At 71.5% G+C, this 26,842-nt stretch carries 25 protein-coding genes and 2 pseudogenes; 16 read left to right on the top strand and 11 right to left on the bottom strand.

Translation table 11 applies throughout. The features are described 5' to 3' along the window. The first annotated feature begins 59 nt into the window (after nt 1-59). Nucleotides 60-263, top strand: a complete 204-nt coding sequence (locus CA983_RS46160) for a hypothetical protein (RefSeq protein WP_158101844.1) — start codon at nt 60-62, stop codon at nt 261-263. 113 nt (nt 264-376) lie between these two features. Then, on the top strand, nt 377-5,959 hold the full coding sequence (locus tag CA983_RS48870) for a CHAT domain-containing protein (protein WP_143645461.1): 5,583 nt from the start codon (nt 377-379) through the stop codon (nt 5,957-5,959). Between the two features lie 10 nt (nt 5,960-5,969). On the opposite strand, the gene CA983_RS07200 is transcribed toward CA983_RS48870, so the two are convergent. The 3 genes from CA983_RS07200 to CA983_RS07190 form a co-directional block, all read right to left on the bottom strand. Further along, on the bottom strand, nt 5,970-6,518 hold the full coding sequence (locus CA983_RS07200; protein ID WP_086600036.1) for a restriction endonuclease: 549 nt from the start codon (nt 6,516-6,518) through the stop codon (nt 5,970-5,972). Between the two features lie 147 nt (nt 6,519-6,665). After that, entirely contained in the window at nt 6,666-6,881 is a 216-nt protein-coding gene (locus CA983_RS07195) for a hypothetical protein (protein ID WP_086600035.1), read from the bottom strand. A 295-nt stretch (nt 6,882-7,176) separates the two neighbouring features. Next, nucleotides 7,177-7,743 (bottom strand): SRPBCC family protein, encoded by a 567-nt coding sequence (locus CA983_RS07190; RefSeq protein WP_086600034.1) that lies wholly within the window; start codon nt 7,741-7,743, stop codon nt 7,177-7,179. 146 nt (nt 7,744-7,889) lie between these two features. Here CA983_RS07190 and CA983_RS07185 point away from each other — a divergent pair, with 146 nt between their 5' ends. The 3 genes and pseudogenes from CA983_RS07185 to CA983_RS07175 all read left to right on the top strand — a co-directional run bounded on the left by CA983_RS07185 (nt 7,890) and on the right by CA983_RS07175 (nt 9,963). Further along, the gene (locus CA983_RS07185) at nt 7,890-8,561 is read left to right on the top strand and encodes a CDP-alcohol phosphatidyltransferase family protein (RefSeq protein WP_086600033.1); all 672 of its coding nucleotides are present in this window, start codon (nt 7,890-7,892) and stop codon (nt 8,559-8,561) included. Between the two features lie 246 nt (nt 8,562-8,807). Continuing rightward, nucleotides 8,808-8,936 (top strand): annotated as a pseudogene (locus tag CA983_RS49405) (tRNA-dependent cyclodipeptide synthase); the annotation flags it as partial. A gap of 58 nt (nt 8,937-8,994) precedes the next feature. Next, entirely contained in the window at nt 8,995-9,963 is a 969-nt protein-coding gene (locus CA983_RS07175) for a heavy metal translocating P-type ATPase (protein WP_244206699.1), read from the top strand. Between the two features lie 41 nt (nt 9,964-10,004). Here CA983_RS07175 and CA983_RS47675 read toward each other — a convergent pair. Both CA983_RS47675 and CA983_RS07165 read right to left on the bottom strand, forming a co-directional pair. Beyond that, nucleotides 10,005-10,134: pseudogene (locus tag CA983_RS47675) on the bottom strand (DUF427 domain-containing protein); the annotation flags it as partial. Nucleotides 10,135-10,180: 46 nt separating this feature from the next. Further along, nucleotides 10,181-10,615, bottom strand: coding sequence for a heavy metal-responsive transcriptional regulator (locus CA983_RS07165; protein ID WP_086600031.1), 435 nt, complete (start codon nt 10,613-10,615; stop codon nt 10,181-10,183). 80 nt (nt 10,616-10,695) lie between these two features. On the opposite strand from CA983_RS07165, the gene CA983_RS07160 reads away from it, so the two are divergent. The 4 genes from CA983_RS07160 (at nt 10,696) to CA983_RS07145 (ending at nt 13,767) form a co-directional block, all read left to right on the top strand. Continuing rightward, nucleotides 10,696-11,040, top strand: coding sequence for a hypothetical protein (locus tag CA983_RS07160; protein ID WP_086600030.1), 345 nt, complete (start codon nt 10,696-10,698; stop codon nt 11,038-11,040). A gap of 126 nt (nt 11,041-11,166) precedes the next feature. Then, entirely contained in the window at nt 11,167-12,483 is a 1,317-nt protein-coding gene (locus CA983_RS07155; RefSeq protein WP_244206697.1) for a tyrosine-type recombinase/integrase, read from the top strand. A 73-nt stretch (nt 12,484-12,556) separates the two neighbouring features. After that, nucleotides 12,557-13,477, top strand: coding sequence for a HipA family kinase (locus tag CA983_RS07150; RefSeq protein ID WP_341866651.1), 921 nt, complete (start codon nt 12,557-12,559; stop codon nt 13,475-13,477). After that, complete coding sequence (locus CA983_RS07145; protein ID WP_086600028.1) at nt 13,474-13,767, top strand: Rdx family protein; 294 nt, start codon at nt 13,474-13,476, stop codon at nt 13,765-13,767. The genes CA983_RS07150 and CA983_RS07145 overlap by 4 nt, the downstream gene beginning before the upstream one ends. A 1-nt stretch (nt 13,768) precedes the next feature. Here CA983_RS07145 and aceB read toward each other — a convergent pair whose 3' ends face one another. Next, nucleotides 13,769-15,394, bottom strand: coding sequence for a malate synthase A (gene aceB, locus CA983_RS07140; RefSeq protein WP_086600027.1), 1,626 nt, complete (start codon nt 15,392-15,394; stop codon nt 13,769-13,771). A gap of 207 nt (nt 15,395-15,601) precedes the next feature. Next, nucleotides 15,602-16,216: a nucleotidyltransferase family protein gene (locus tag CA983_RS07135; RefSeq protein WP_086600026.1), complete on the bottom strand. Its 615-nt coding sequence runs from the start codon at nt 16,214-16,216 to the stop codon at nt 15,602-15,604. 207 nt (nt 16,217-16,423) lie between these two features. On the opposite strand from CA983_RS07135, the gene CA983_RS07130 reads away from it, so the two are divergent. Further along, complete coding sequence (locus CA983_RS07130; protein ID WP_086600025.1) at nt 16,424-16,753, top strand: DUF5955 family protein; 330 nt, start codon at nt 16,424-16,426, stop codon at nt 16,751-16,753. A 280-nt stretch (nt 16,754-17,033) separates the two neighbouring features. On the opposite strand, the gene CA983_RS07125 is transcribed toward CA983_RS07130, so the two are convergent. After that, nucleotides 17,034-18,191 (bottom strand): nuclear transport factor 2 family protein, encoded by a 1,158-nt coding sequence (locus CA983_RS07125; protein ID WP_086600024.1) that lies wholly within the window; start codon nt 18,189-18,191, stop codon nt 17,034-17,036. 95 nt (nt 18,192-18,286) lie between these two features. Here CA983_RS07125 and CA983_RS07120 point away from each other — a divergent pair, with 95 nt between their 5' ends. Beyond that, a complete protein-coding gene (locus tag CA983_RS07120) occupies nt 18,287-19,189 on the top strand; it encodes a LysR family transcriptional regulator (RefSeq protein WP_086600023.1) in 903 nt (300 codons plus the stop codon). A gap of 20 nt (nt 19,190-19,209) precedes the next feature. On the opposite strand, the gene CA983_RS07115 is transcribed toward CA983_RS07120, so the two are convergent. Continuing rightward, nucleotides 19,210-20,004: an IclR family transcriptional regulator gene (locus CA983_RS07115; protein WP_086600022.1), complete on the bottom strand. Its 795-nt coding sequence runs from the start codon at nt 20,002-20,004 to the stop codon at nt 19,210-19,212. Nucleotides 20,005-20,168: 164 nt separating this feature from the next. Here CA983_RS07115 and allB point away from each other — a divergent pair, with 164 nt between their 5' ends. Then, the gene (gene allB, locus CA983_RS07110) at nt 20,169-21,509 is read left to right on the top strand and encodes an allantoinase AllB (RefSeq protein WP_086600021.1); all 1,341 of its coding nucleotides are present in this window, start codon (nt 20,169-20,171) and stop codon (nt 21,507-21,509) included. Nucleotides 21,510-21,545: 36 nt separating this feature from the next. Then, entirely contained in the window at nt 21,546-22,661 is a 1,116-nt protein-coding gene (gene alc / locus CA983_RS07105) for an allantoicase (RefSeq protein WP_086600020.1), read from the top strand. Nucleotides 22,662-22,751: 90 nt separating this feature from the next. On the opposite strand, the gene CA983_RS07100 is transcribed toward alc, so the two are convergent. Next, the gene (locus tag CA983_RS07100) at nt 22,752-23,513 is read right to left on the bottom strand and encodes an SDR family oxidoreductase (RefSeq protein ID WP_086600019.1); all 762 of its coding nucleotides are present in this window, start codon (nt 23,511-23,513) and stop codon (nt 22,752-22,754) included. 173 nt (nt 23,514-23,686) lie between these two features. Between CA983_RS07100 and CA983_RS07095 the strand changes: the two genes are divergently transcribed. Both CA983_RS07095 and CA983_RS07090 read left to right on the top strand, forming a co-directional pair. After that, nucleotides 23,687-24,313, top strand: a complete 627-nt coding sequence (locus tag CA983_RS07095; protein WP_086600018.1) for a dihydrofolate reductase family protein — start codon at nt 23,687-23,689, stop codon at nt 24,311-24,313. 151 nt (nt 24,314-24,464) lie between these two features. After that, nucleotides 24,465-24,860 (top strand): guanyl-specific ribonuclease, encoded by a 396-nt coding sequence (locus CA983_RS07090; protein ID WP_086600017.1) that lies wholly within the window; start codon nt 24,465-24,467, stop codon nt 24,858-24,860. A gap of 48 nt (nt 24,861-24,908) precedes the next feature. On the opposite strand, the gene CA983_RS07085 is transcribed toward CA983_RS07090, so the two are convergent. Next, on the bottom strand, nt 24,909-25,109 hold the full coding sequence (locus tag CA983_RS07085; protein ID WP_086600016.1) for a hypothetical protein: 201 nt from the start codon (nt 25,107-25,109) through the stop codon (nt 24,909-24,911). Between the two features lie 180 nt (nt 25,110-25,289). Here CA983_RS07085 and CA983_RS07080 point away from each other — a divergent pair, with 180 nt between their 5' ends. Then, nucleotides 25,290-26,573 (top strand): sensor histidine kinase, encoded by a 1,284-nt coding sequence (locus CA983_RS07080; RefSeq protein ID WP_425276427.1) that lies wholly within the window; start codon nt 25,290-25,292, stop codon nt 26,571-26,573. The last annotated feature ends 269 nt before the right edge of the window (nt 26,574-26,842 follow it).

Raw genomic sequence — 26,842 nt, 5'->3', positions numbered from 1 at the left:
CTCCTACCACGCACGATGCCTCCGACCAGAGCCGCTGACCAGGGGCACATCCGCCCCCTTTGAGGAACGCATCACTAGGCAAGAAGAAAGCCCTGGTCGCGCTCGAACACTCGATGCACATGCTCACCCACGACACCGGCTTCCACGACTTCGGCGGCGACTACTACACCGAGCACGACCCCGAACGCGCCTTGCGCCGCATCACCCGGCAGGCCAACGACCTCGGCCTCACCGTCCGCTTCGAACCAATCGAGGCCGCATGATCTCACGCCCTGTTCGGCGGCATGACGTTATTTTCGGACCAGACCCTCGCTGATCGGCGGTCTCGGTAGACTGCCGCCGGTCGGGGCGGGCGGAGGTGTTCGTGCGGGAGAAGTTGCTCGCGGCCGTGCGGGCGCGGACCGCGCACGCCATCGAGACCGGTCATTCGCGGTGGGTGCTGGCGCCGGAAGCGTTGGAGGAGGCGGGTGCCCTGCTGGCCCGGGTGCTCGGGTCCGACGAGGATCCCGACCTGGAGGTGCTGCGGGCCGTCGGCGAGCTGTACTGGCTGCGGGTTCAGGCGCTGCCGGTCGATGAATGGGACGAGGATCTGCGCATGGCTGCGATCCTCTACCAGCCGGTGTACCAGGCCGACCCGGATGCGGTGCCGGAACAATTGCGCAGCTTGTACGCCGAAGAGGCCCGTCGCCCCAAGGAGCGCAAGCGCGAGGGTGGGCGGGTGGATCCGGCCGCCTGTACCGACAAGGGTGCGGAATTGTTCGACTGGTTCCTGCGCAACGGTGACCTGGAGGCGTTGGAGAAGGCTGTTCACCTGTTCGGGACGGCGTTGTCCGCCGTTCCGGAGGACCATCCGATGTACGGGCCGTGTCTGTCGAACATGCATGCCGCGGCGTCTGCGCTGGCCGACGAGACCGGCGACGCGGACATGCTGCAGGAGGCGGTGAGCGCGGGCCTGACCCTGCTCGAGGTCATAGACGAACGCGATCCCGAGTACCCCGAACACGCCAGCGAGGTCGGGCTTTCGCTGCGGTCCCTGTTCGAGTGCACTGGGGTCGTCAGCGTGCTGCGAAAGTCGGTGGGGCTGGCCCGGTCCGCGGTGGCCGCGACCCCAGAGGAAGGGGCCATCCGAGCCGGTCGCCTGTCCAATCTAGGCGTCGTGCTCCAGTTGCTGCACGAGCACGCCGGGGATGCGCGGGCCATCGACGAGGCGATCACCGCCGGGCGGGATGCGGTCGCCGCGATGCCGGTCGGCGATCCCGACCGGGCCACCTGCCTGTCCAATCTGGGAAACACCCTGCGCGTCGCGTTCGAAGCGAGCGGCGACACCGCCATATTGCGGGAGGCGGTCGCGGTTGGCCGGGCGGCGTTGGAGAGCACGCCGGAGGATGATCCTGGTCGGGCGGGGAGCATGTCGAGCCTCGGCGGCACGCTGCAGTTGCTGTACGAGCACACCGGGGACCGCGCTGCGCTGGCGGAGGCGGTCGCTGTCGGGCGCGCCGCGTCGGCCTCCCTGCCCGCCGACCACCCTGCCCGGCAGGCTGTCCTGGCCAACCTCGGCGTGAGCCTGCGGGAGCTGTTCGAAGCCACCGGGGACGTGAACCTGCTCCACGAAGCGGTCGTCGCCCACCGCCAGGTCGACGCCGCCACCCCCGACGGGCATCCCAGCCAGGCCAGCCGCCTGACCAACCTCGGGAACACGCTGCGCGCGCTGTACGACCATTCCGGGGATCGGCAGGCATTGGACGATGCCGTTGTGGCCGGTCGTCGTGCCGTCGCGGCGATCCCCGACGGCCATCCCATGCGGGCCGCGAGCCTGTCCAACCTCGGGAGTTCGCTGCTGGCCCAGTTCGACGAGACCGATGATCTGCGGACGGTGGGCGAGGCCGTTTCGGCCAACCGAAAGGCTCTCGCGGCGATTCCGGTCGATCATCCGTGGCACGCCCGATTCCAGTCCAACCTCGGGATCAGCCTGCACATGCTGTTCAAGCGGACCGGTGATCTCGACATTTTGCGCGAGGCCATTGCGGCCGGTCGGGCCGCGGTCACCGAGGTGCCTGACGGCCACCCGGAACTGGTCGGCTACGTGACCGGCCTGAGTGCCACCCTGCGCACCGCGTTCACCAAATCCGAAGACCAGCAAGCACTTTCGGATGCCCGGAATGCTCTGGCGGACATCGCGGCCACCGGCGTTGGCGCACGAGATGGTTTACCGGAAGACGATCCGGTCCGTTCGATGCTCCGGTCCGATCTCGAGCCGGCCGCGCAGGATCCTGCCGAGGAGACCGGCTCGAAACAGAATCCGGACCCGGAGGTGGAACTCGACGAGCGGCCTGGACAGGGTTCGACGAGGGATTGTCGGATCCGGCAGGTCCGCGGTCGGGTCGACCGGTTCACCACCACTCGTGCGCCGGAGGTCGTGCTCGGCTCCGACGCGATCGGCGAGGTGGTGGACCTGCTCTGTTCGGTGCCCGATCCGGTCGAGGACATCGAGGTTGCGCAGACCGCGGGCTGGCTGTTCTGGTTGCGGTTCGCCACCCGCGGCACGGTGGACGGCGAACCGGAGCTGATGATCGCGCTGGATCTGCTCGCCCCGCTGTACCCGTTGGGCGCCGGCGCCGTTCCCGAGCTGATCGGCGAACTGTGGGACGACAAACCGCCGGCCGAGCCGGACGGGGCCGCGGTGCTGGCCAAGCTCGGTCGGGCGCAGTTGCGGGAGGCGCAGAAGAACGACGACGACGCGGTCGCGCTGAACCGGTCCGTCGACCTGCTGCGGCGGGCCGTCGCCGTGGCCGGGTCCGACCACCCCGACTACGCCCAATGCCTGTCCAACCTGGGCAGCGCGCTGCTGTCCCGGTTCGAACGCGCCAAGCTCCCGGCCGACTTGTCCGAGTCGATCGAGTTCTGCCGGGCGGCGGTCGGGGCTAGCCGACCCGACGAGCCCGCCCGCGCCAGCTACCTGTCCAACCTGGGCAACGCCCTGCTGACCCGGTTCGAGCACCTGGCGAGCGAGGCCGACCTGGACGCCTCCATTGAGGCCGGCCAGGCCGCGGTCACCGGCTGGCCCGATCACCCCGACCACGCCGCGATGGTGTCCAATCTCGACCTCGCGCTGCGGACCAGGGCGGCGTTCGGCGACCAGGCGGCCGGGCTGGATCGGAGGATCGAGGAGGCGCGCACCGGCTCGAGCGCACCCGGTGGGCCGGACGCGGCCGAACTGAGCGAGCTGCTGCTGGCCCGGTTCGAACGCGCCGGGGATCCGGCGGATCTGGACGAGGCGATCCAGGTGCGCCGGGACGCGGTCGCCACGGCGGTCGACGATTCCGGACGGGCCTCGCACCTATCCGGCCTCTGCGACCTGCTGCGAGTCCAGTTCGTCCACTTCGGGCGCACATCGGACCTCGCCGGCGCGATAGCGCACGGTCGCGCCGCGGTGGCGGCGACCCCGGCTGGGGATTCCGAGTTCGGTGGCCGGCAGGCCAACCTCGCCAGCGCGCTCAGTCGGCGCTACAAGAACACCGGCGATCTCGGCGACCTGGAGGAGGCGGCCGCGCTCGGCCGAAGCGCGGTGGCCGCCACGCCCGTCGGCGACTTCAACCGCCCCAATTACCTGACGAGCCTTTGCGACACCCTCCGCATCCTGTTCGAGCGCACCGACCGGCTCGCGGATCTCGACGAAGCGGTCGAGGCCGGGCGGGCCGCGGTCGACGCCGCACCGCAGCATTCCCCGCACCTCCCGGCGTTCCTCGGCAACCTCGGGGCCGCGCTGCTGGCCCGGTTCCGGCGTACCGGCAGCCAGACCGACCTGGACGAGTCGGTCGATCTGCTGCGGCGGGCGGCGCTCGCCGCGCAGGCCGCTAGCCCGGACCGGGCGTTGATGCTGGCGAACCTAGGCGCCGCCCTGCAGATCCGCTTCGATTCGGTGGGCGACCCCGAGGACCTGGACGAGGCGATCGACGTCTGCCGGGAGGCCGTGCGCGCCACCCCGCTCGAGCACCCCGGCCGGGCGGCACGCCTGTCCAACCTCGCCGGGGCGTTGCAGGCGCGGTTCGGGATCGGCGGCGAGGCGACGGATCTGGACGAGGCGGTGGAGGCCAGCCGGTCCGCGGTCGAGGCGCATCCACCCGGTCACCCGGCCCGGGCACCGGCGTGGTCGAACCACGCCCTGGTGCTGCGCGGGCGGTACGAGCACAGCGGCCGGCCGGCGGACCTCGACGCGGCGGTGGCGGCCGCGCGCGCCGCGGTGGCCGAGGCGCCCGCCGATCACCCGGAACGCCCCGCGTACCTGGCCAACCTGAGTGGGGCGCTGCGCGACCGGCACGCCCGGACCGGTACCGATGCGGACCTCGACGGTGCGCTCGCGGCGGCGCGGGAAGCGGCGTCGGCCGAGGTGGGTCCCCCGCGGGTCCGCTCGGTGGCGGCGGCGCGGTGGGGAAGCCTGGCCGCGGCGGCTGGCCGGTGGGCGGAGGCCGTGGCCGGATACCAGGCGACGATCGATCTCTTGGCCCGGATGGTTCCGCGCCAACTCACCCGACGTGACCAGGAGTTCCTGCTCGATGGCACGCACGGGACCGGGTCGGACGCCGCGGCGTGCTGCGTGCGGGTCGGGTCGGTCGCCCAGGCCGTTGAGCTGTTCGAGCAGGGCCGCGGCCTGCTGCTGAGCCAGGCGCTGGACAGCCGCACCGACCTCACCGCGCTGGCCGAGCGCCATCCGGAGCTGGCCGACCGGTTCACCGCGCTGTGCGCGGAGCTCGACTCCCCCGGTCCTGCGGACGATGTCGTGGCGCGACGTGCGACGGCCACGGCGTTCGACCGGCTCGTCGCGGACATCCAGAAGCTGCCCGGGTTCGACCGCTTCCTGCGCCCACCGGCCGTAGCTGACCTCGCGCCGGACGAGGGCCAGGTGGTGATCGTCAGTGTGTCCCGGTACGGCTCCTACGCACTGATCCTGCCCGCCGACGGCGAGGTCACGGCCGTGCCGCTGCCCACGCTCACGCCCGACGCCGTGCTGGCCGAGGTCGGCGACTTCCTCCGGGCGGTCGAGGACACCACCGCCAACTCGGCGCGGACCCGAGCCGCCGCCCAGGATCGGATGACGCGCACGCTCGGCTGGCTGTGGGACACGGTCGCCGGTCCAGTCCTCGACGCCGTGGACATCACCAGGACGCCACGCGGCGGCGAGTCCTGGCCCCGACTGTGGTGGTGCCCGTCGGGCCTGCTGTCGTTCCTGCCACTACACGCAGCGGGCCACCACGAAACGGCGTCCGACGCCGTGCCACGCACGGTGCTGGACCGGGTGGTGTGCTCCCTCACCCCGACGCTCCGGGCGTTCGCCCATTCCCGACGCGCAGCGGATTCGCCCCCGCCTCGTGCCGGTCGGGCGGTCGTGGTGGCGATGCCGAAGACCCCGGGCGGATACGCCGATCTGTCGGGTGCCGAAGCCGAAACGGCGGTGCTGCGCCGGCACTTCCCCGGCGAGGTCGACGTGCGCACTGGCACGGCCGCCACCCACGACGCCGTGCTCGACGCGCTGACCGGGGCCCGGTGGGCACACTTCGCCTGCCACGGGCGCAGCGACCTGGCCGATCCGTCGGCCGGGCGGCTGGTGCTGGCCGACCACCACAACCGGCCGCTCACCGTGATGGACCTGGCCAGGCTCCGGATGGACGACGCCGAACTGGCGTTCCTGTCCGCGTGCTCCACCGCGCGTCCCAGCGGTCGGCTGGCCGACGAGGCGATCCACCTGGCCTCCGCCTTCCAACTCGCCGGCTACCGGCACGTGATCGGCACCCTGTGGCGGATCGGCGACTGGCAGGCGGTGGACGTCGCCGACCTGATCTACTCGGCGATCGCCGACGGAGCGGGCGTTGCCGAGGCGGTCCACAGCGCGACCCGCCGAATGCGCGACCGATGGCCGGATGACCCATCGGCGTGGGCGTCGCACATCCACGTCGGCACGTAGCCGGAGGATGTCAGGCAGGCTGTCCCAACAGGAATGTCGCGACACAAGCCGCATGATCATCGTCGTCGGCGGACAGCACCAGACCCCGCGAGCCCGCCCCACCGCTGTAATGCGCCACGAACGTGGGGCGCGCGGTCGCGGTGTCCCTGGTCGCGAACACGAAGCGGCTCTCCGTGACCGTCACCAAAGCAATACCATGCGCCGCCGCGAACTCGACCGCACCACTCTGGTACGGCGAAGTGGCGACCATTACACCCTTATGCGCGCCGACGCTGTGGATCTTCTGGTGAAGCACCTGGACGAGTTCACGCTTGATCGGATTCCGGTGCAGCTTGGCCTCGACGACCACCAGGAAGGCCATTCCCGCGAACCGGTACCGGACGGTCGCGTCGAAGTCGTACGCACCATCGGCGCCAACGATCTTCTCGTGCACGGTGACCACGAGGTCGTCCACCTCCGACCCCGCCGCGCCCAGCAGCTCCCCCGCGACGAATTCCTCGAACTCCCCAGGGGTGATCGCCGGTTGCGGGTAACGCAGGGTGCGGTTGTCCTCGGTCACGTGCCGACATTACTCCAGGCCGTCACATTGTCGACTGCCTCAGCGCCGGAGCCCGTCGCTGGGTCATGGCGAAGAGGCGGGCGGCGAGGTCAAGCCGTGGCGACTCATGTACTGACGGGCGCGCCAGAGTGCTTGTTCCCAGGCTTGCTACGTAGCCAGGCGACGAGGCGTCCCGCCCGCTGAGGCGTGCGAGCAGATCACGGCATTCTGCACGGCCCGCACGCGGGCCGGAAGCCGATCCAGGCCCTTGAGTGCCGCCGTGTAATCGCCCTCGACCGGGACGGGCTCGCCGGCGTCCCGGGAGTTGGACCGGGAGCGGAGCATGCCCAGGGCCCACAGGACACCGTTGAGGAGCTCGGCCATGAGCGTGGCATCGTCGCCGGGCGACGTCGGCCTCCGTCGGTGTCAGGTTGATGGTGAAGCTGAGCGCTCCGGTATCGCTGTCAGTGACGCAGGAGATGGGCGGTGAGCACGGCGCCGAACGGCTGGCCGATGCTGGGGCGGATGTGGTGGGTGGAGGCGGAGCTCGTCGGCGGGGGATGCCCATACTGGAGGTGCATCCCGAGCAAGATGATGATCGCGCCGGGAACCTGCTCGCCCCCGGGACGTGCCCGGCATGTAAAGGGGCCGGACCTTGGCACATGAGGAACCGGCCGTGTCAGCTGAGGGCCGCGCGCCGCTCTGCCTCCTGCTTGACCGCCGACAACGAGGAGGCGACGGTCGCCTCCCAGCGCGGGGCGACCACGGCGCCCCACCACTGGCCGAGCGCCCACAGGTCCGTGCCCAGCTCACCGGTGTACTCCAGCCGCGTGCCCGGCCCGTGCTCGCTCAGTTCGAACGACTCGGTGACCGCGGGAACGGGTCCGCGCACCAGGCGGAAGTCGACGCGTTCCGGGCGGATGAACTTCACCGTCTCCACGGTCGTCGCCGTCAGCCGCCCGCCGGCGACCGGGGTGTGGTGGGCGGCGAGCACTATGTCAGTGCCCCGCTCCAGCACGGCCACCTTCTCCCGCATCGCCCGCGTGGCCCGCCCGAGGTAGGGCTGGGTGATCACCCCGAAGACCACCTCGCGCGGCGCCTCGATGTCCATCGTCTGCGGCCCCAGGGGGCGGATGCGCCGGCCGACACCGACATCCAGCGCAAGCGCCCCCGTCACCAGTCCCAGATACCCGGCCACCGCACCACCTACGGCTCCCGCGGCGACCAACCTGCCGATCAATGCCATCTCCGCACCCTTCCGCCGGCCTGTTCTTCGTCCCGCAGCGAGGTTATGGCGGACACTGCGGCAGATCGGTGATCGCGCTCACCTTCACCTGGGCGCGCGTCCGCATACCGTGAAGCGGAATCCGTCACCGAGAAGGAAACAAGGGCGTGGAGTCCGTATCCGATATCGCCGACAGCCGCGCTGCCACCAACGCACTCCTGACCGAGCTGCGGAAAGGGCACATGAGGCCCGCGGCCGTCGCACGCTTCCTCGGACAGGCCACGCACCGGTCAATGCACCAGGCAGTCCGCCGACCGCAGGCCCTGGCCCAGCTCACCGCACTGCATGGTCTGCTGCTCGCCGCGGCCACGGGCCGCCGACCGGGGCGGCGTTGGGTGGTGATCAGCTGGGCGCTCAGTGCGGCGCATCTGGGACTGCTGGAACAGCGCGAGCGGCTCACCGCCGCTGATGCCCTCACCTTGATCCGGGCCAACCTCCCAGCCCTGCCCGGCGGAGCGAGTCCCTGGTCCGGGCCGCTGGCCATCGCCCTCGACCTGGCCGACGGCCGCCTGGCCCATCATTACGGCACCGCTTCGCCCTTCGGGGACTACGCCGACACGTTCGCCGACGCCGCCTACTGGAGCTGGCTCACCCTGCGCAATGAACCCAGCCGCACCGTACGGACGGCCGCCGTCGCCGCCTGGGCACTTCCCGTCGTCACCGTCACGGCCGTCGCGCTGCGCCGCGGCACCATGCCCGCACGGCCCCGCCCCACCTTGCTGCGGCCGGCCGCCGCCATGCAGGCCGTCGTCGCGCTCCGCCACCTCACCCGCCGATGACACCACCAGCACGCGGCTGCTCCGGCTCCGGCGCGCCAACGTATGAGCCGGGCGCACTGGCATCCGCCTGGAGCAGGGCGCCGAGGTGGACACCGCCGTGGCTGGTCGGGGCGGTGGAGTGCGCCGGTGACGAACCGGTAGTGATAGGCCAGGACGAGGGGGAAGCCGGTTTGCGGGCGGCTCTCCGCCAGCCGTCGGCCGACTCAGAGCGGGTGAGCCTCGGTCCAGCCGCCGGGCGCCGAGACCTCGGTCTTCTGCTACCACCAGCCGCCCGCGTTCCTGCGCCGCCTCTACGGGCGCGAGCTGGGCTGGCATCCCGTGCCCGGGCAGGGCTTCGCGATCGTCGAGCCGGCCGCTCCGGCACGCTGGAACTGAACCCCCGCACGAGGAGACACAAACGTCATGACCACCACCCCTGAACAAGCTGCCCGGGGTGGCCGCGAGCGTGAACCTCGCCACGGCCAGCGCGCGCGTCACCTACGGCCCGCAGGTCACGCCGAGCGAGCTGGTCGCCGCGGTGGAAGCGGTGGGCTACGGAGCAACCGTCGCCGGCGCCGCCGCGGAAGCCGCCGCGCAGGCAGAGCCCGCTGACGCGCGTGACGCTGAGTCCGGGCGCATTGCCGACCTGCGGCGCCGCCTGATTGCCTCCGCCGTCTTGGCGCTGCCCGTGGTCGCGTTGTCGATGATCTCGGTCTGGCAGTTCCCGGGCTGGCGGTGGATTGCGCTGGTGCTGGCGACTCCGGTGGCGCTGTGGGGAGCATGGCCGTTCCACCGGGCCGCGGCCGTCAATCTGCGGCACGGCGCGGCGACGATGGACACGCTGGTCTCCCTTGGCGTGCTGGCCGCCTACCTGTGGAGCGCCGGGGCTCTGGGTGTCGGCGGGAAGCACCTGTATTTGGAGGTCGCGGTCGTCCTGACGGTGTTCCTGCTGGCGGGTCGGTTCTTCGAGGCCCGTGCCAAGCGCCGCGCCGGGGAGGCGATCAGGGCGCTGATGGACCTGGGGGCCAGGGACGTCGCGGTGTTGCGTGACGGGACCGAGGTGCGTATCCCGGTGGAGCAGCTGATGGTCGGTGACGCGTTCGTGGTGCGTCCCGGCGAGAAGATCGCCACCGACGGCGAGGTCGTCGAGGGGTCCTCGGCGGTGGACGAGTCGCTGCTGACCGGCGAGAGCGTGCCCGTGGAGGTCGCTCCCGGCTCGGTGGTCACCGGTGCGACGTTCAACAGCCACGGGCGGCTCGTCGTACGCGCCACCATGCCCGAGCGGCGCCGCTCTACTCTGCTCCGGCTGGTCGCGGACCTGCAGGTCGGCGTCGCGCTCCGCCCCCTCAGCCGCCGCTGGCATCCTCGGCAGCCGACGGCTCCTGTTCCCTCCACCCGCACGCCACGCCAGAACGCCACGTGATCCTTGATCTTCCGGGCCAGAGGGCTGGGTTTCGGGTAGTACCAGGCGGGTCCTGCTCGGCGTGAAGTACTGAAGGCGCAGCGACTCAGGCGGGAAGTAGTGGTTGCCTTCGACGATCGCCGTGCGCGGGGCCTCCGCGACGACTGTGCCGTTCCATACCGCGCGCAGCATGACCTGCTCCTCGTCGTGAGCCGGGGGCTGCCCCCGGTGACTCACGCTAGGCAGGGCCGTCTGGGCGGTTGGGTGACGGCGCGTTGGCCTTGGTGAGGATGCGGCAGACGTCGGCGTCGGTGCAGTCGGCCGGATCGGTTTCAGCGGCCCGCTCGGCAAGACCGTGCAGGACCGCCTTGGTGGCACGGAGTTCGGCCAGGCGCTGGTCGATGTCCGCCAGGTGCCGGTTGATGAGCGCTGTGACGTGCGTGCAGGGGGAGAAACCGGCATCGCGCAGGGCGAGCACGGAGCGGATCTCGGCCAGGGTGAGGCCGGCGCCCTGGGCGTCGCGGATGAACGCCAGCCTCTTGACGGTCTGGCCTGGATAGTCGCGGTAGCCGTCCGCGGTACGAGGTGGGGCGGACAGCAGCCCGGCCTGCTCGTAGAAACGGATGGTCTTCGTCGTCAGGCCACTGGCGGCGGCGACCTCGCCGATACGCATACCTCCAGGCTAGCCCTTGACCTTCCAGCGGGCTGGAAGGTCTACGGTTCCAGACACAGTGACGAACCAGGAGATTTCCAATGAACCCGCGCGAGACGAGACTGCGGATCACGGTCCTGACGGTCCCTGACTGCCCGAACGCCTCAGTCGTACGCCACCGGATCGACAGTGCCCTGGACGGCCGAGAAGTACCTGTGGACTGGATTGAGGTGTCCGACGAGGCGGGAGCAGCGCAGTGGCAGATGACCGGATCACCCACCATCCTGCTGAACGACGTCGACCCGTTCGCCACGGCCGAGTCCCGGCCCAGCGTGTCCTGCCGGCTCTACCGTCACCCGGACGGCACTGCTGACGGCGCGCCGACCACGGCGGACCTGCGCCAGGCACTCGCCGCTGCCGGAATGCCCGCGTCCGGCACTGACTGACACCTGGCGGATGCCTTTGGGCTCTGCCCCATCGCGCGCCCGCCGATCCCATGCGGACAGGGGGTTGCCCTCGTCGTTGCCGACAAGGGCCATACGCGACGCCTGGCAGAGGGTAAAGGTATCGATGTGGTGGATGGCCGTGCCGAGCAGCTTCCGGCCGCCGACGCCTCGTGCGACGCGGTCGTCGTGTGTCTGACGCTGTGCTCGGTTGGGCCGATCAGGCGGCATGCGCTGGAACGAACCGCTCGCTACGGCAAGGGGAAGCGGTACAAGGTCGCCGGCATTCCCGGGGTCCGGGACCGCTCTTTCGACACCCTGGAGGATGCCAAGGCGTGGCTTCGTCGGGCGGCCACTGACGAGGAGCGTGGGGAGTTCGTGGACCCGCGCGATGGATCCATCACGCTGGCCGACTACATCGCCTTGCACTGGGCGCCGGGCCGAGGCGGTGTTCCGAAGACCCAGGACAACCAGGAGCGCAGGGCGCGCCTTCATATCGTTCCGCATCTGGGCGAACTCCCACTCCGGAACATCACGGCGGCCGAACTCCGCGCGTACATAGCTACGTTGGAGACGACAGTCTCTTCGGTCGACTACCGGCGCGGCATCTTGTCCGAGCTGTCGAGCATTCTGGAGGCTGCCGTCGACGACAAGCGGCTCGCCAGGAACCCCATGCACGCGAAGTCCGTGCGCTGGCCGAAGGCGCCGAAGGAGCGACGGGAAGCGTGGCCGCTGGAGAGGGCGCTCCGAGTCCGTGATGGGATCAGTCCGCGGCATCGGATAGCCGTCGTGGTCGGACTGGGGTGCGGACTTCGGCAGGGCGAAGTCTTCGGTTTGAGCCCGGAGGACATCGACTATGCCCGAGGAGTCCTCCACGTTCGTCGCCAAGTACAGGCGATCAAAGGGAGGTTGTACTTCGCCTTGCCGAAGGGGGCGAAGACGCGCATCGTCGACATGCCCTCCTCGGTGGCCGACGAGCTGAAGCGTCACGTCGAGGCGTTCCCACCGGTGGAGGTGGAGCTTCCGTGGGGGAGGCCAGAGGCGGACAAACAGCGAAGGAAGTTCTCCCTTCTGCTCACCACGCGATTCGGCAACGCCGTGGCGGTGAACACGTGGAATACGTACACCTGGAAACCGGCGCTGGCCAAGGCCGGCATCATTCCGCCGCGCGCCAAGGGCGCGAAGGACTGGCAGTGGGAGGCGGCGCCGAAGGACGGCTTCCACGTGCTGCGGCACACCTACGCCTCGATCATGCTGGAGGCGGGGGAGTCCGTAGTGACGCTGGCGCGATGGCTCGGGCACTCGTCTCCGGCTGTCACGCTTGGTTACTATGCTCACTTCATGCCGGAGGCCGGAAGCAAGGGGCGCACCGCCATTGACGGACTGCTGGGGAGAACGGGAGAGGAGCACGCCAGCCGAAACTCCCCAGATTCTCCCCAGGGCTGAGCGGGGAGGTTTTGCCGATTTGCATCACATTGGAGCTTGCCGTGGCATCTAAGGCAATCAGGTCGCTGGGCCTTTGAAGAGTTTGAGAGAGGTCACCGCAACCCGCTATATCGAGCCCCTGCGATCGGGCGGCTCCGTCCCCGGAGTCGTCGAGGCCGACGACCTGGGCACGTACGTCGTGAAGTTCACCGGCTCCGCGCAGGGCCGCAAGGCGCTGGTCGCCGAGGTGATCGTGGGGGAGCTGGCCCGCGCCCTCGGGCTGCGCTTCCCCGAGCTGGTGCTGGTGCACTTCGACCCGGTGATCGCTCAGGACGAGCCGCACCAGGAGGTGCGGGGCCTGCACGCGGCCAGCGCGGGTGTGAACCTCGGCATGGACTACCTGCCGGGCGCCCGGGACTTCACGCCGGAGATCGCGCGGGTCTTCCCCGTCGATCCCCTGGAGGCGGGCAGGATCGTCTGGCTCGACGCCCTGACCGTGAACGTCGACCGCACGGTCCACAGCTCCAACCTGATGGTCTGGCCCACCCTGGGCGTGGCGCCCCCGCGCCTGTGGCTGATCGACCACGGTGCCGCGCTCGTGTTCCATCATCGCTGGGACGGCACCGACCCCGCCAAGGCCTACGACTTCCGGCACCACGCCCTCGGTCACTACGGGCCCGACGTCCGGGCCGCCGACGCCGAGTTCGCCCCCAGGGTGACCGAGGAGCTGCTGCGCCGGATCCTCGCGGAGGTCCCGGACGCCTGGCTCGCGGACGAGCCGGGCTTCGCCACCGCGCAGGAGGCACGCGAGGCGTACGTGTCGTACCTCCACGCGCGCGTGCGGGCCTCCGGGGCCTGGCTGCCCACCGACTTCCCCGGCCGGGAGGAGCTCGCCGCCGAGGAGGCCCGCCGGGCGGCGCGCAGCCGGCAAGGACGCCCCGCGTGGCTCCGGCAGGTCCCCGACCTGCACGGCAAGCCCGCGGCCGAACAGGATGGGGCGGTGCACCTCGGATGAGTGGCCGTGTCGAGATCGAGTACTGCACCCAGTGCCGCTGGCTGCCCCGCGCGGCCTGGCTGGCGCAGGAGCTGCTCACGACGTTCGAGTCCGAGCTGACGGAACTGGCGCTGAAGCCCGGCAAGGGCGGGGTGTTCGTCGTCCGCGTCGGCGGCGAGGTCGTCTGGGACCGGCGCGAGCAGGGCTTCCCCGAGCCGACGGCCGTGAAGCGGGCCGTACGCGACCGAGTGGCCCCAGGGAAGCCCCTGGGCCACTCGGACAAGCCGTCCGCCGAGCCGTCCGCGGACTGAGTCAGCCCTTGAGCTGCTCGTACGCCGGGAGCGTCAGGAAGTCGGCGTAGTCCTCGTCGAGGGAGACCTTCAGCAGCAGGTCGTGCGCCTGCTGCCAGTTGCCGGCCGCGAAGGCCTCCTCGCCGACCTCGGCCTTGATGTTCGCCAGTTCCTCGGCGGCGACCTTGCGGGCCAGGTCGGCGGTGACCTGCTCGCCGTTGTCGAGGACGACGCCCGCGTTGATCCACTGCCAGATCTGGGAGCGGGAGATCTCGGCGGTGGCGGCGTCCTCCATCAGGTTGAAGATCGCCACCGCGCCGAGGCCGCGCAGCCAGGCCTCGATGTAGCGGATGCCGACCTGCACGGCGTTCACCAGACCCGCGTACGTCGGCTTGGCGTCCAGCGAGTCGATCGCGATCAGGTCGGCCGCCTTGACGTCGACCTCCTCGCGCAGCCGGTCCTTCTGGTTCGGCTTGTCGCCGAGGACCTTGTCGAAGGACTCCATGGCGAGCGGCACCAGGTCGGGGTGGGCGACCCAGGAGCCGTCGAAACCGTCGTTCGCCTCGCGGTCCTTGTCGGCGCGGACCTTCTCGAAGGCGACCTTGTTGACCTCCGCGTCCCGGCGGGACGGGATGAACGCCGCCATGCCGCCGATCGCGTGCGCGCCGCGCTTGTGGCAGGTACGCACGAGGAGTTCGGTGTACGCGCGCATGAACGGGGCCGTCATCGTCACCGCGTTGCGGTCCGGCAGGACGAACCTGGCGCCGCCGTCCCGGAAGTTCTTGACGATGGAGAACAGGTAGTCCCAGCGGCCCGCGTTCAGCCCGGAGGCGTGGTCGCGCAGCTCGTAGAGGATCTCCTCCATCTCGTACGCGGCCGTGATCGTCTCGATCAGCACGGTGGCGCGGACGGTGCCCTGCGGGATGCCGACGTAGTCCTGCGCGAAGACGAAGACCTCGTTCCAGAGGCGGGCCTCCAGGTGCGACTCGGTCTTCGGCAGGTAGAAGTACGGGCCCTTGCCCAGGCCCAGCAGGCGCTTGGCGTTGTGGAAGAAGTACAGGCCGAAGTCGACGAGCGCGCCGGGCACCGGGGTGCCGTCCGCGTCGACGAGGTGCCGCTCGTTCAGATGCCAGCCGCGCGGGCGCATGACGACCGTGGCGAGTTCCTCGTTCGCCTTCAGGGCGTACGACTTGCCCGACTTCGGGTCCGTGAAGTCGATGTTCCGCGTGTAGGCGTCGATCAGGTTGAGCTGGCCGAGGACCACGTTCTCCCAGGTGGGCGCGGAGGCGTCCTCGAAGTCCGCGAGCCACACCTTCGCGCCCGAGTTGAGGGCGTTGATGGTCATCTTGCGGTCGGTGGGGCCGGTGATCTCGACCCGCCGGTCGTTCAGGGCGTCGGGGGCCGGGGCGACCTTCCAGGAGTCGTCGGCGCGGATCGCGGCGGTCTCCGGGAGGAAGTCGAGGGAAGAGGTACGGGCGATCTCGGCGCGGCGCTCGGCGCGGCGGGCGAGGAGTTCGTCACGGCGGGGCGTGAACCGCCGGTGCAGCTCGGCCACGAAGGCGAGCGCCGCTTCGGTGAGGACCTCCTCCTGCCGGGGCAGGGGCTCGGCGTCGACGATGGCCAGCGGGGACGGCGCTGGTGCGGACATGAACGGTCACTTCCTTCAGCGAGCTACGAAGACGAACCGGCGGTTCGGCACCGGGTGCCAGTCTTCCCGGATACGGCGTTCGGCGCCCGCGGAACCCTCGGGCGCTTCTGATCAGTGGATACTAGTTTCCTCATGGTGGAAGTTCAATCATCTGTTGATGTCGAGATTCTCTGGATCGAGGCAAGGTGGCGCTCCGTGCCAACCCGTTCACTCAAGGTGGGCCAGATCGGCCTCCGTGTCGATGTCGAAGGGCCGGGCCACGTCCGCGCACTCGACGAGCGTGATCCCCGGCTCGTGCTCCTTCAGATAGGCGCGTGCCCCCCGGTCCCCGGTCGCAGTCGCGGCGATGCCCGCCCAGTGAGCGGCACCGAACAGGACCGGATGGCCGCGCACTCCGTCGTACGCGGCCGACACCAGCGACTCCTCGCCCTCGTACGCCCCGAGGACCCGGGCCACCGCCTCCGGGCCGATACCGGGCTGGTCGACGAGCGAGACCAGGGCGGCCTCCGCGCCCGTACCGGCGAGCGAGTCCAGCCCGGCCCGCAGGGATGCCCCCATGCCCTGTTCCCAGTCGGGATTGCCGACGAGGACGCAGCCCGGCAACGAGGCCCGTGCGCGTACCTCGTCGGCTCGCGCGCCCAGCACCACATGGATCTGCTCGCAGCCGCCCTCGCGCAACACCCGTACCGCGTGCTCCACGAGTGGCCGTCCCCGGTGGGTGAGCAGTGCCTTGGGGCGCCCGCCGAGCCGCCGTCCGCCCCCGGCGGCGAGCAGCACCCCCGCAACCGCAGGCGCCCTGTTCGTCGTCTTGTGTGTCGTCATGGATCCTGCATACCGCACGACATACCGCACGACCTCGGGCCGAGAAGTTACGCAGCGGAGCAAGTCGATGACGCAATGGACTGGCGCCTGGTGGCCCGCGTCGTTTACTGTCGCCCGCACCGACCGGCCGGGCGGCCGACCGGCGCCCGGTGTGGGGGACTTCGCGTCGGAAGGGCACGCGCACGACGGAGTGCGAGGGGGAGGACTGTGTTGCGGAGCGTTGAGCAGAGGCGGCAGGGGCCTGTGACCGGCGGCGACGAGGATCCGCGCGTGACGGAGCTGCGCTCCGCCGTCGCCCGGCTGCGCCGTCGGCTAGCCGCCCATCCCGGCGAGTTCGCCGACCGGACCATCGCCGAGGAGGAACTGGCCGCCCTGGACGCCATGGCGGCCGACGGCACCCCCGAGATCCCGCGGCTGCGCCGCTCCCTCCTGCTGATCGCGGGCGCGATCGGCTCGGTGAGCGCGCTGGCCCCGGAACTGGCGGAGGTCCGCCGGGCCGTGGACCTCTTCGGCGGGCCGGTGCGCGGGCAGGGCTAGGGCCTGTTGCGAGAGTGGCGTCGTCGCCCGAAGGGCGGCCGCGCGGCGTCCGGTGCGTGCTCTGGGCGTCCCCCTGCTCGAAGAGAGTGCCGGGCGGAAGCCCTCGTGCTGGGCGTCCTCGGGCTTTCGGCCGGTGCGGCGAGTGGGGGGTTCCCCCCTGCTCGAAGAGCTTGCTGGGAGCGTGCCGGGCGTCGCGCGGCAGGCGCCACTTTCGCAACAGGCCCTGGGGAGCGTCCGCAAAGTCCAGCCTGCCCCGCGGCGCCCGGCACGCCGGTGCGGCTCAGGAGCGGCGGTGGTAGGCCTTGTTGGCGATCCGCCACCTCTCGCCCACGCGGACCAGCAGGAAGACGTCCGTGAAGGTGTCCGCGCCGTGCAGGAGTGTCATGGTCGCGGTCGCGACGGTGCCGTGGACGTCCGCGGTGTCGATGCGGCGGGAGCGGGTCGGCTCGTCCGTGGCCGGCCGGCCCTTGAAGAGAGCGCAGTACTCCTCCAGGGGCCATGAGACGAACGCGCCGTCCCGGACCCCCTCGACGTGGGCGGTGGGCAGGAACGCGTCACGGAAGTGGGCGGGGTCGCCGGTGGCGTGCCCGCGGATGTAGGCGCGGAGCGGTTCGAGCACGGCGTCATCGACGGCGGGGACGGTGGCGGCGGTGGCGATGTCGGCCTCGGGGTCGGCGGGGATGTCCGCCAGGCCGGCCGCGCTGCGCAACGGGGTGTTCGACGCGGCGGCGAGCAGTGCCATGTCCTTGGCCAGCGCACTGATGGTGAACTCGGCCGCGGCAGTGGCCGGCTCGCCGGTGAGGAAGGCCCGTTTGTGAGTCACGAGCCCGCCCAGCAGGCCGAGTTCGAGCACGTCCAGCACCTGGGCGCGCGGCAGGCCGAGGGCGTCGCCCTGCCGCAGTGAGTCGCGCAGCGCGAGGACCGCGCCGGCGAGGCCGTTGTTGGCGATCAGCTTGAGCGCGGCGGCGGTGGCGGCGTCCCCGACGGACAGCACGGAGCCCAGCGTCTCCAGTACCGGCCGGGCTCGCTCCAGGGCGCCTCCCTCGGCGGCGGCGAGAATGCGCAGGGCACCGGCGGACGCGGCCGGAACCGAGCCGAGCACGGGTGCGTGGACGTAGGACGGGCCGAGCCGCCGGGCCAGTTCCGACGCCTCGGCGGGGGCGATGGTGCTGGTGTTCACCACGACCGTGTCCGCTCGCAGCGCGCCCCGGACGTCGTCGAGGACCTGTCGGCAGGCCGGACCGTCGAACAGCGCCAGGAGCACGAGGCCGGCCTGCGCCACGGCGCCGTGCGGGTCGCCGGTCGTCCTGACGGCGCCCGGTGTGCGTCCGGAACGGGTCCAGCCGATGACGTGGTGTCCCTGAGCGGCCAGTCGTGTCGCGATCGCGGTGCCCATGCGCCCCAGGCCGAGGACGGCGATCGTGTGCGGTGTGGTCATGTGCGTCAGAGTCGTGCACCGCGACGGCTGCGAACAGCGCAGATTTCGCAGGCCTGCCCTGCGGAACGCGCATACTTGCTGGTCATACTGGGATCATGGACCTGACGGTGTGGCGAACCTTCGTGACGGTGTGCCGGCTCGGGTCGCTGTCCGCGGCGGCCGCCGAGCTCCACCACACGCAGTCGGCGGTCTCCCGGCAGATCGCCGGGCTGGAGCGGCAGCTCGGCGTGTCCCTGATGGAGCGTCATGCGCGCGGGGTGCGTCCGACGCCGGCCGGCGAGGTCTTCCGGCGCCACGCCCTCGCCACCCTCAACGAGGCCGACCGCGCTGTCCGCGCCGTACGTGACGCCCGCGACGGGGCGGTCAGCCGGCCCCTGGCCGTCGGTGCGACACCCTCACTGGCGGCGGGGATCGTGCCCGAGGCCATCCGGGCCCTGCTGGAGCGCGCCCGGGCCGTCCGCTGGAGCCTGCTTCCCGGCCTGAGCCCCGACCTGCATCAGCGCGTGATCGCCGGCGACCTCGACCTCGCCGTCGTCACGGACGCACCGCCGGGGCTGCCCCAAGACCCGAGGGTCGAGCGCCGGTTTCTCGGCCTGGACGAGATGGTCGTCGCGCTGCCCCTCGGTCATCCGCAGGCCGGGCGCGGCCCGGTGCACATGCGGACGCTGGCCGAACAGACCTGGGTGGAGGACAACGACGGCTCGGCGGCCCTCCTGCGCCAGCACGCCGCCCGGGCCGGAGTCAGCGCCCGCATCGACCTCACCGCGGCCGATCTGCTCGGCAAGCTGGCCCTGGTCGCGACCGGTCACGCCATCGCGCTGATACCCGGCGTACTGACGTGCGCACTGCGCACCGACGTCACCACGGTGCGCCTGGTGGATCCCCCGACCCGGGGCGTCTACACGATCACACCCCACCGCGACCCGCATCCCACCGCGGCGCTCCTGCTCGACCGACTCGCCACGGCCTTCGCCCCGACCGGTCCCACGGAATCGTGAGCGAGCCGTTCGTGAAACCGTCAGGCGGGGCTCTGGGTCGCCAGGGCCTCGGACAGTTCGCCGGCGACCTGCTGGAGGACCGGCACGATCTTCTCGGTGGCCGCCTCCGTGACCCGGCCCGCCGGGCCGGAGATGGAAATGGCCGCGGCGGTGGGGGAGTCGGGCACCGAGACCGCCAGGCAGCGGACGCCGATCTCCTGCTCGTTGTCGTCGATCGCGTAGCCCTGGCGGCGCACGTCCTCCAGCGCCGCGAGGAACCCGTCGGGCGTCGTGATGGTCTTGTCCGTCGCGGCGGGCATGCCCGTACGGGCGAGCAGGGCGCGCACCTCCTCCGGCGGGAAACCGGCGAGCAGGGCCTTGCCCACGCCCGTGGAGTGCGGCAGCACGCGTCGGCCGACCTCCGTGAACATGCGCATCGAGTGCTTCGACGGCACCTGGGCCACGTAGACGATCTCGTCCCCGTCCAGCAGCGCCATGTTCGCCGTCTCGCCGGTCTCCTCGACCAGGCGGGCGAGATAGGGCCGCGCCCAGGTGCCCAGCAGCCGGGAGGCGGACTCGCCGAGGCGGATCAGGCGCGGGCCGAGTGCGTAGCGGCGGTTGGCCTGCTGCCGTACGTACCCGCAGGCGACCAGCGTGCGCATCAGGCGGTGGATGGTCGGCAGGGGCAGCCCGCTGCTCGCGGACAGCTCGCTCAGGCCGACCTCGCCGCCCGCGTCCGCCATCCGTTCGAGCAGGTCGAAGGCGCGCTCCAGGGACTGGACCCCGCCGTTGGCGGAGGACCGGGCGGAGTCGGTGGTGCTGGCGCTGGACGGCACGGCGCGTTCCTTTCGGGTAGCATTTCGCTTCCCGGGATCTTAATTCCGCTTCGTGGAAAAGTCTAGGGGCGGGGTGCTGGTGTGCCCTGTAGCAGTGTGCCCTTGACGGGGCCGCAAGGGGAGTGAAGACTCCTTCAACAGAACGTTGAAGAAAGGGGTCCCGGGTGTCCGACGCTGAACTGGTGCTTCGCTCGACGCGTGTCATCACTCCGGAGGGGACGCGTGCCGCATCGGTCGCGGTCGCCGCCGGCAAGATCACTGCCGTCCTCCCGTACGACGCACCCGTACCGGAGACCGCTCGCCTGGAGGACGTGGGCGACCACGTCCTGCTGCCCGGCCTGGTCGACACCCACGTGCACGTCAACGATCCCGGCCGCACCGAATGGGAGGGCTTCTGGACCGCCACCCGCGCCGCCGCGGCCGGTGGCATCACGACCCTCGTCGACATGCCCCTCAACTCCCTCCCGCCGACCACGACCGTCGCGCACCTGCGGACCAAGCAGCAGGTCGCCGCCGACAAGGCGCACATCGACGTCGGCTTCTGGGGCGGCGCCCTCCCCGACAACATCAAGGACCTGCGCCCGCTGCACGAGGCAGGCGTCTTCGGCTTCAAGGCGTTCCTGTCGCCGTCCGGCGTCGACGAGTTCCCCCACCTCGAACGGGACCCGCTCGCCCGCACCATGGCCGAGATCGCCGCCTTCGACGGCCTGCTCATCGTGCACGCCGAGGACCCCCACCTCCTCGCCTCCGCCCCGCAGCGGCCCGGCCCCAGATACGCCGACTTCCTCGCCTCCCGCCCCCGGGACGCCGAGGACACCGCCATCGCCCAGCTCATCCGCGAGGCGAAGGCCCTCCACGCGCGCGTGCACGTGCTCCACCTGTCCTCCAGCGACGCCCTGCCGATGATCGCCGAGGCGCGGGCGGAGGGCGTCCGCGTCACCGTGGAGACCTGCCCCCACTACCTGACCCTCACCGCCGAGGAAGTCCCCGACGGCGCCAGCGAGTTCAAGTGCTGCCCGCCGATCCGCGAGGCCGCCAACCAGGACCTGCTCTGGCAGGCGCTGGCCGACGGCACCATCGACTGCGTCGTCACCGACCACTCCCCGTCCACCGCCGACCTGAAGACCGACGACTTCGCGACGGCCTGGGGCGGCATCTCCGGACTCCAGCTGAGCCTGGCGGCGGTGTGGACCGAGGCCCGGGGGCGCGGGCACGGCCTGGAGGACGTGGTCCGCTGGATGTCCGCGCGGACGGCCGAACTGGTCGGGCTCGACGACCGCAAGGGCGCCATCGCGGCGGGCCGCGACGCCGACTTCGCCGTCCTCGCCCCCGACGAGACGTTCACCGTCGACCCCGCGTCCCTCCAGCACCGCAACCGCGTCACGGCCTACGCGGGCAGGACCCTGTACGGCGTCGTGAAGTCCACCTGGCTGCGCGGGCAGCGGATCGTCGCGGACGGCGAGTTCACCGAACCGAAGGGGCGACTCCTCACCCGAACCAACTGATCCCCATCCCGGACTCGAAAGGCAGACCTGATCACCGTGACGGCGATTCCCAGCTTCACCGGCGACGCGAACCCCTACGGAGGCGGCGACCCGTACGCGGACTACCGCACCGCCGACTTCCCCTTCACTCAGTACGCCGACCTCGCCGACCGGCGCCTCGGTGCCGGTGTCATCGCCGCCAACGACGAGTTCTTCGCCCAGCGCGAGAACCTGCTGGTGCCCGGGCGCGCCGAGTTCGACCCCGAGCACTTCGGGCACAAGGGCAAGATCATGGACGGCTGGGAGACGCGCCGCCGCCGGGGCGCCTCCGCCGAGCACCCCTGGCCGACCGCGGAGGACCACGACTGGGCGCTGGTCCGCCTCGGCGCCCCGGGCGTGGTCCGGGGGATCGTCGTCGACACGGCGCACTTCCGCGGCAACTACCCGCAGGCCGTGTCCGTCGAGGGCACCTGCGTGCCGGGCTCCCCGTCGCCCGGGGAACTCCTCGGGGACGACGTGAAGTGGACGACCCTCGTGCCGCGCACCCCGGTCGGCGGCCACGCGGCGAACGGCTTCCCCGTCGCGGTCGAGCAGCGCTTCACCCACCTGCGGGTCAACCAGCACCCCGACGGCGGCATCGCACGCCTGCGCGTGCACGGCGAGGTCGTCCCGGACCCCGCCTGGCTGGCGGCGCTGGGCACCTTCGACGTCGTCGCCCTGGAGAACGGCGGTCAGGTCGAGGACGCCTCCGACCTCTTCTACTCGCCCGCCACCAACACCATCCAGCCGGGCCGCTCCCGCAAGATGGACGACGGCTGGGAGACCCGGCGCCGCCGCGACCGGGGCCACGACTGGATCCGCTACCGGCTGGCCGCCCAGTCCCGGATCCGCGCCCTGGAGATCGACACCGCGTACCTCAAGGGCAACAGCGCCGGCTGGGCCTCGGTGTCCGTGCGCGACGGCGAGGACGGTCAGTGGCGGGAGATCCTGCCCCGCACGCGCCTCCAGCCCGACACCGACCACCGCTTCGTCCTCCCGGTCCCGGCCGTCGGCACGCACGCGCGCGTGGACATCTTCCCGGACGGCGGCATCTCCCGGCTGCGGCTGTTCGGCTCCCTGACGGAGGACGGTGCGCGGCGCCTCGCGGCGCGTCACCAGGAGCTGGGCGGCTGAGCCGACCCCGCCCCAGGGGGCGCACCGGCCCGACAGCACCGGTGCGCCCCCTGGCACCGGTGTGCCCTGTCGTTCCGGTGCGCCCCTGTCTCACGCCGCGTGCCCGCCGTCGACCAGGAACTCCGCCCCGGTCACGTACGACGCCCCGGCCAGGTACGCCACCATCGACGCCACCTCGTCCGCCGTGCCGAACCGCCCCAGCGCCGTCAGCGCCGCCTGGCCGGCCGCGTACGGCCCGTCCGCCGGATTCATGTCGGTGTCGATCGGCCCGGGATGGACGAGGTTCGCCGTGATCCCGCGCCCGCCCAGCTCCCTGGCCAGGGCCTTGGTCATACCGGCCAGGGCCGCCTTGCTGGTGGCGTAGAGCGTGCCGCCGGGCCCCGGCACGCGCTGGGCCATGCAACTGCCGATCGTGATGATGCGCCCGCCCTCGGGCATGCGCGCGGCGGCGGCCTGGGAGGTCAGGAAGACACCGCGCACGTTGACGGCGAGGACGCGGTCCACCTCGGCGAGCGACAGGGTCTCCAGCGGCCCGAGCACCCCCATGCCCGCGTTGTTCACCAGGATGTCGAGGCCGCCCAGCGCCTCGGCCGCAGCGGTCACGGCACCGGCCGCCTCGGCGGCGTCCGCCGCGTCCGCGCGCACCGCCACCGCCCGGCGCCCCAGCGCCTCCACGGCCCGTACGACGTCCTCGGCCGCCTCCTTGCCGTTCACATAGCCGACCGCCACGTCCGCGCCCTCCCGGGCCAGCCGCAGGGCCGTCGCCGCGCCGATGCCACGGCTGGCGCCGGTCACGAGAGCCGCCTTGCCGTTGAGAGTTCCGAGATGTCCGAGAGTTCCTTGAGAAGTCATGGGTCCATCCCACCGGCCGGCCGGCAGCGGTGCTGGCGGTGAACGGACGCCGAGGTGGGCTCCTGTGGTCCCTCACCGCGGGAGCCCACGGCCGAGCGATGAGTTGCGGACGCCCACGGGGTCTGAACCGATGACAACAGACCCCCACCGTTCCGAGCAGAAGGGCACCCGCCATGGGCAAGCTCGTCTCCACCCTCTTCGTCACCCTCGACGGCGTCTACCAGGCCCCCGGCGGCCCTCACGAGGACACCCGCGGCGGCTTCACCCACGGCGGCTGGAGCTTCCCGTACGCCGACGAGGACTTCGGCCGGTTCATCGACGAGGTCTTCGCACGTCCGCGCGCCTTCCTGCTCGGGCGCCGTACGTACGACATCTTCAGCACCTTCTGGCCGAAGGTGACCGACCCCGCCGATCCGGTCGCCTCAAAACTCAACGCACTGCCGAAGTACGTCCCGTCCTCGACCCTCAAGGACCCCGAGTGGGCGGGCACCACCGTGCTCACCGGAGACCTCGCCAAGGAGGTCACGGCCCTGAAGGAGCGCACCGACGGCGAGATCCAGGTGCACGGCAGCGGCGCCCTCGTCCGGTCCCTGCTGGCCCACGGCCTCGTCGACTCCCTGCATCTGCTGACCTTCCCGGTCGTGCTCGGCGCCGGGTTCCGGCTGTTCCCGGAGGGCGCCGTACCGACCGCGTTCCGGCATGCCGGAGGGAGCGTCACCAGTACGGGCGTCTCGATCCAGACGTACGAGGTGGCGGGCCGCCCGGAGTACGGCGAGTACACGCTGCCGGAGAACGCGTGACCGCCCCGCCCCGACGCCCTCACCGGCCCCGGTGAACAGCGCGTGAGGGCGCCGGGGGCAGGTTAACTTCCCGCTAACTGATGGGACTTGACGGGAAAATCTCCGAACTTGTCATTGACATGCCACGGTCTACGCGCGTCATCATGTGCGCATGATTTTCCCCCCACGCGCCTCGCGGCTCGGCGCAGCAGCCGCCCTCCTGTCCGCCCTCCTCGTCGGCGGTACCGTCTCCGCCACCACGGCCGACGCGGCCCCCACCGCCGTCGGCAGCATCTGCTACGGCGACCTGCCGTCCCAGGCCCACGACACGCTCGACCTGATCGAGCAGGGCGGCCCCTTCCCGTTCGAGCAGGACGGCACCGTCTTCCAGAACCGGGAGCGCATCCTGCCGAGCCAGTCGTCCGGCTACTACCACGAGTACACGGTCATCACCCCCGGCTCCTCCACCCGCGGTGCGCGGCGCATCGTCACCGGTGAGGAGAACCGGGAGGACTACTACACGGCCGACCACTACGAGTCGTTCGACCTGGTCGACTACGGCTGCTGAGCCGGGCGGCCACTTCCCGGAACGCCGGCCGGAAGTCCGCCCGGGTGCTCAGACGGACTTCCGGCTCCCGGCCGCCGCGAACAGGGCGACGCCCAGCACGAGCAGGACGACGCTCGCGTAGATCTCGTAGCCGTCGAGGAACCCCAGTCGTTGCACGAGGCCCCAGTTCCAGTCGGTGAACTCGTGCACCAGGCCCGCCACGCCCTGTACGAGGGCGAGGAAGCCGAGAATCTCCAGCACCTGCTTCATGGCACGAGCCTCGCCCCGCGGACCCCCCACGCACATCGGCCGCGGGGCGAGCGTGCGTCGGACGGAAGTCCCTGTCCGGCCCCGGCCGCCCGCGCCGAAAGTCTGCGATGCGGTGACTTTGGTCGACGATACCGGCCAGGGAGAGGTGAACGGGCCCGGACCTGCGTAGATTTGTCGACCGTGAGTGGTGACGACGCGGGGCAGGCCTCCCCGGTTCTGACGGGCGAGACACCGACACCTGCGCTGTTCACCGGACGCAGATGGTTCATCCCGTCCGCCCTGCTGCACGAGCTCGACCCCGACGCCGCGCGGGCCGGGCGACGGCCCCGGCGTACCGCCCGCGACTGGGTCGTCGACTTCTCCTGCTTCCTGCTGGCGGTGCTGGTGGGCGCGGCCGCCATAGAGGCGCTCAACGACAACCCCCATGTCCCGGAATGGCTGGCCGCCGTCGACCAGCTGACCGGGGCGCTGGCCTGCGCGGCCGTCTGGCTGCGCCGCCGCTGGCCGCTGGGGCTGGCCGTGGCGATGACTCCCCTCACCTTCGTCTCGGACACGGCGGGCGGGGCGGGTCTGATCGCGCTGTTCACCCTCGCCGTGCACCGCCCCTTCCGGTACGTGGCCTGGGTGGGTGGCATCAACGCGGCCCTGGCTCCGCTGTACTACTGGGTGCGTCCCGACGCGGACGTCCCCTACCTGGTGAGCGTGCCCTTCGCCGTGCTGCTGACGGTGGCGATCGTCGGCTGGGGCATGTTCGTACGGGCCAAGCGACAGCTCATGGTGAGCCTCAGGGACCGGGCCCGGCGGGCCGAGACAGAGGCGGAACTGCGGGCCGAGCAGGCGCAGCGGCTCGCCCGTGAGGACATCGCGCGGGAGATGCACGACGTGCTCGCGCACCGGCTGACCCTGCTGAGCGTGCATGCGGGCGCCCTGGAGTTCCGGCCCGACGCGCCCCCGGCGGAGACGGCGCGGGCGGCGGGTGTGATCCGGGAGAGCGCGCACGAGGCCCTCCAGGACCTGCGCGAGATCATCGGCGTCCTGCGGGCGGGGGAGCCCGACGACACGGGCCGGCCGCAGCCGACGCTCGGCGCGCTGGACACGCTGGTCGCCGAGTCGCGTGAGGCCGGCATGAAGGTGGCCCTCGACCACCGCGTCGACGACGCCGCCGACGTCCCGTCCTCCGTCGGCCGCACCGCGTACCGGATCGTCCAGGAGGGCCTGACCAACGCCCGCAAGCACGCCCCCGGCACGGAGGTCACGGTGACCGTCACCGGCGCACCGGGCGACGGCCTCACCGTCTCCGTGCACAACCCGCCCCCCGAGGGCGAGGTGCCGCCCGTCCCCGGATCCGGCCAGGGCCTGATCGGCCTGACGGAACGAGCGACCCTCGCGGGCGGCCGCCTGGAGCACGGCCACACCCCGGAGGGCGGGTTCGAGGTGCGGGCGAGGCTGCCGTGGGGTTGCTGACTGTTCGGCAGTTCGGGGTCGCGTGCGTGCCGACCCCATGACCCCCGGCTCCAAAGCGAGTTGACTTGGCTGAGGCGATGGCTGATGTTTGTGCCGCCTTCAGCACCGTGAGTAACGGAAGGGACTTGCACGTGAGTTTCGGGGGACCCACCAATCCGTACCAGCCGCCCGTGCCGCCGAACGGCGGCCCGTACCCGCCGCCTCCGGCCAACGGCCCCTACGCGCCGCCCCATTACGTGCCGCCCCAGCCGGGCCCGGCACCGTACGGC

This window comes from Streptomyces swartbergensis, from assembly GCF_002148965.1.
In the GTDB taxonomy this organism is placed as follows: Bacteria; Actinomycetota; Actinomycetes; order Streptomycetales; family Streptomycetaceae; genus Streptomyces; species Streptomyces swartbergensis.
The sequence above is the reverse complement of the archived record's forward strand: the minus strand, read 5'-3'. Positions and strand labels throughout refer to the sequence as shown.

Coding starts and splice junctions, on each gene's coding strand:
- CA983_RS07095 (WP_086600018.1), top strand. CDS start 23,687: ATGGGCAAGCTCGTCTCCACCCTCTTCGTCACCCTCGACGGCGTCTAC.
- CA983_RS07090 (WP_086600017.1), top strand. CDS start 24,465: ATGATTTTCCCCCCACGCGCCTCGCGGCTCGGCGCAGCAGCCGCCCTC.
- CA983_RS07125 (WP_086600024.1), bottom strand. CDS start 18,191: ATGACCACACCGCACACGATCGCCGTCCTCGGCCTGGGGCGCATGGGC.
- CA983_RS07120 (WP_086600023.1), top strand. CDS start 18,287: ATGGACCTGACGGTGTGGCGAACCTTCGTGACGGTGTGCCGGCTCGGG.
- CA983_RS07135 (WP_086600026.1), bottom strand. CDS start 16,216: ATGACGACACACAAGACGACGAACAGGGCGCCTGCGGTTGCGGGGGTG.
- aceB (WP_086600027.1), bottom strand. CDS start 15,394: ATGTCCGCACCAGCGCCGTCCCCGCTGGCCATCGTCGACGCCGAGCCC.
- CA983_RS07190 (WP_086600034.1), bottom strand. CDS start 7,743: ATGGCATTGATCGGCAGGTTGGTCGCCGCGGGAGCCGTAGGTGGTGCG.
- CA983_RS07145 (WP_086600028.1), top strand. CDS start 13,474: ATGAGTGGCCGTGTCGAGATCGAGTACTGCACCCAGTGCCGCTGGCTG.
- CA983_RS07195 (WP_086600035.1), bottom strand. CDS start 6,881: ATGGCCGAGCTCCTCAACGGTGTCCTGTGGGCCCTGGGCATGCTCCGC.
- CA983_RS07165 (WP_086600031.1), bottom strand. CDS start 10,615: ATGCGTATCGGCGAGGTCGCCGCCGCCAGTGGCCTGACGACGAAGACC.
- CA983_RS07160 (WP_086600030.1), top strand. CDS start 10,696: ATGAACCCGCGCGAGACGAGACTGCGGATCACGGTCCTGACGGTCCCT.
- CA983_RS07100 (WP_086600019.1), bottom strand. CDS start 23,513: ATGACTTCTCAAGGAACTCTCGGACATCTCGGAACTCTCAACGGCAAG.
- CA983_RS07085 (WP_086600016.1), bottom strand. CDS start 25,109: ATGAAGCAGGTGCTGGAGATTCTCGGCTTCCTCGCCCTCGTACAGGGC.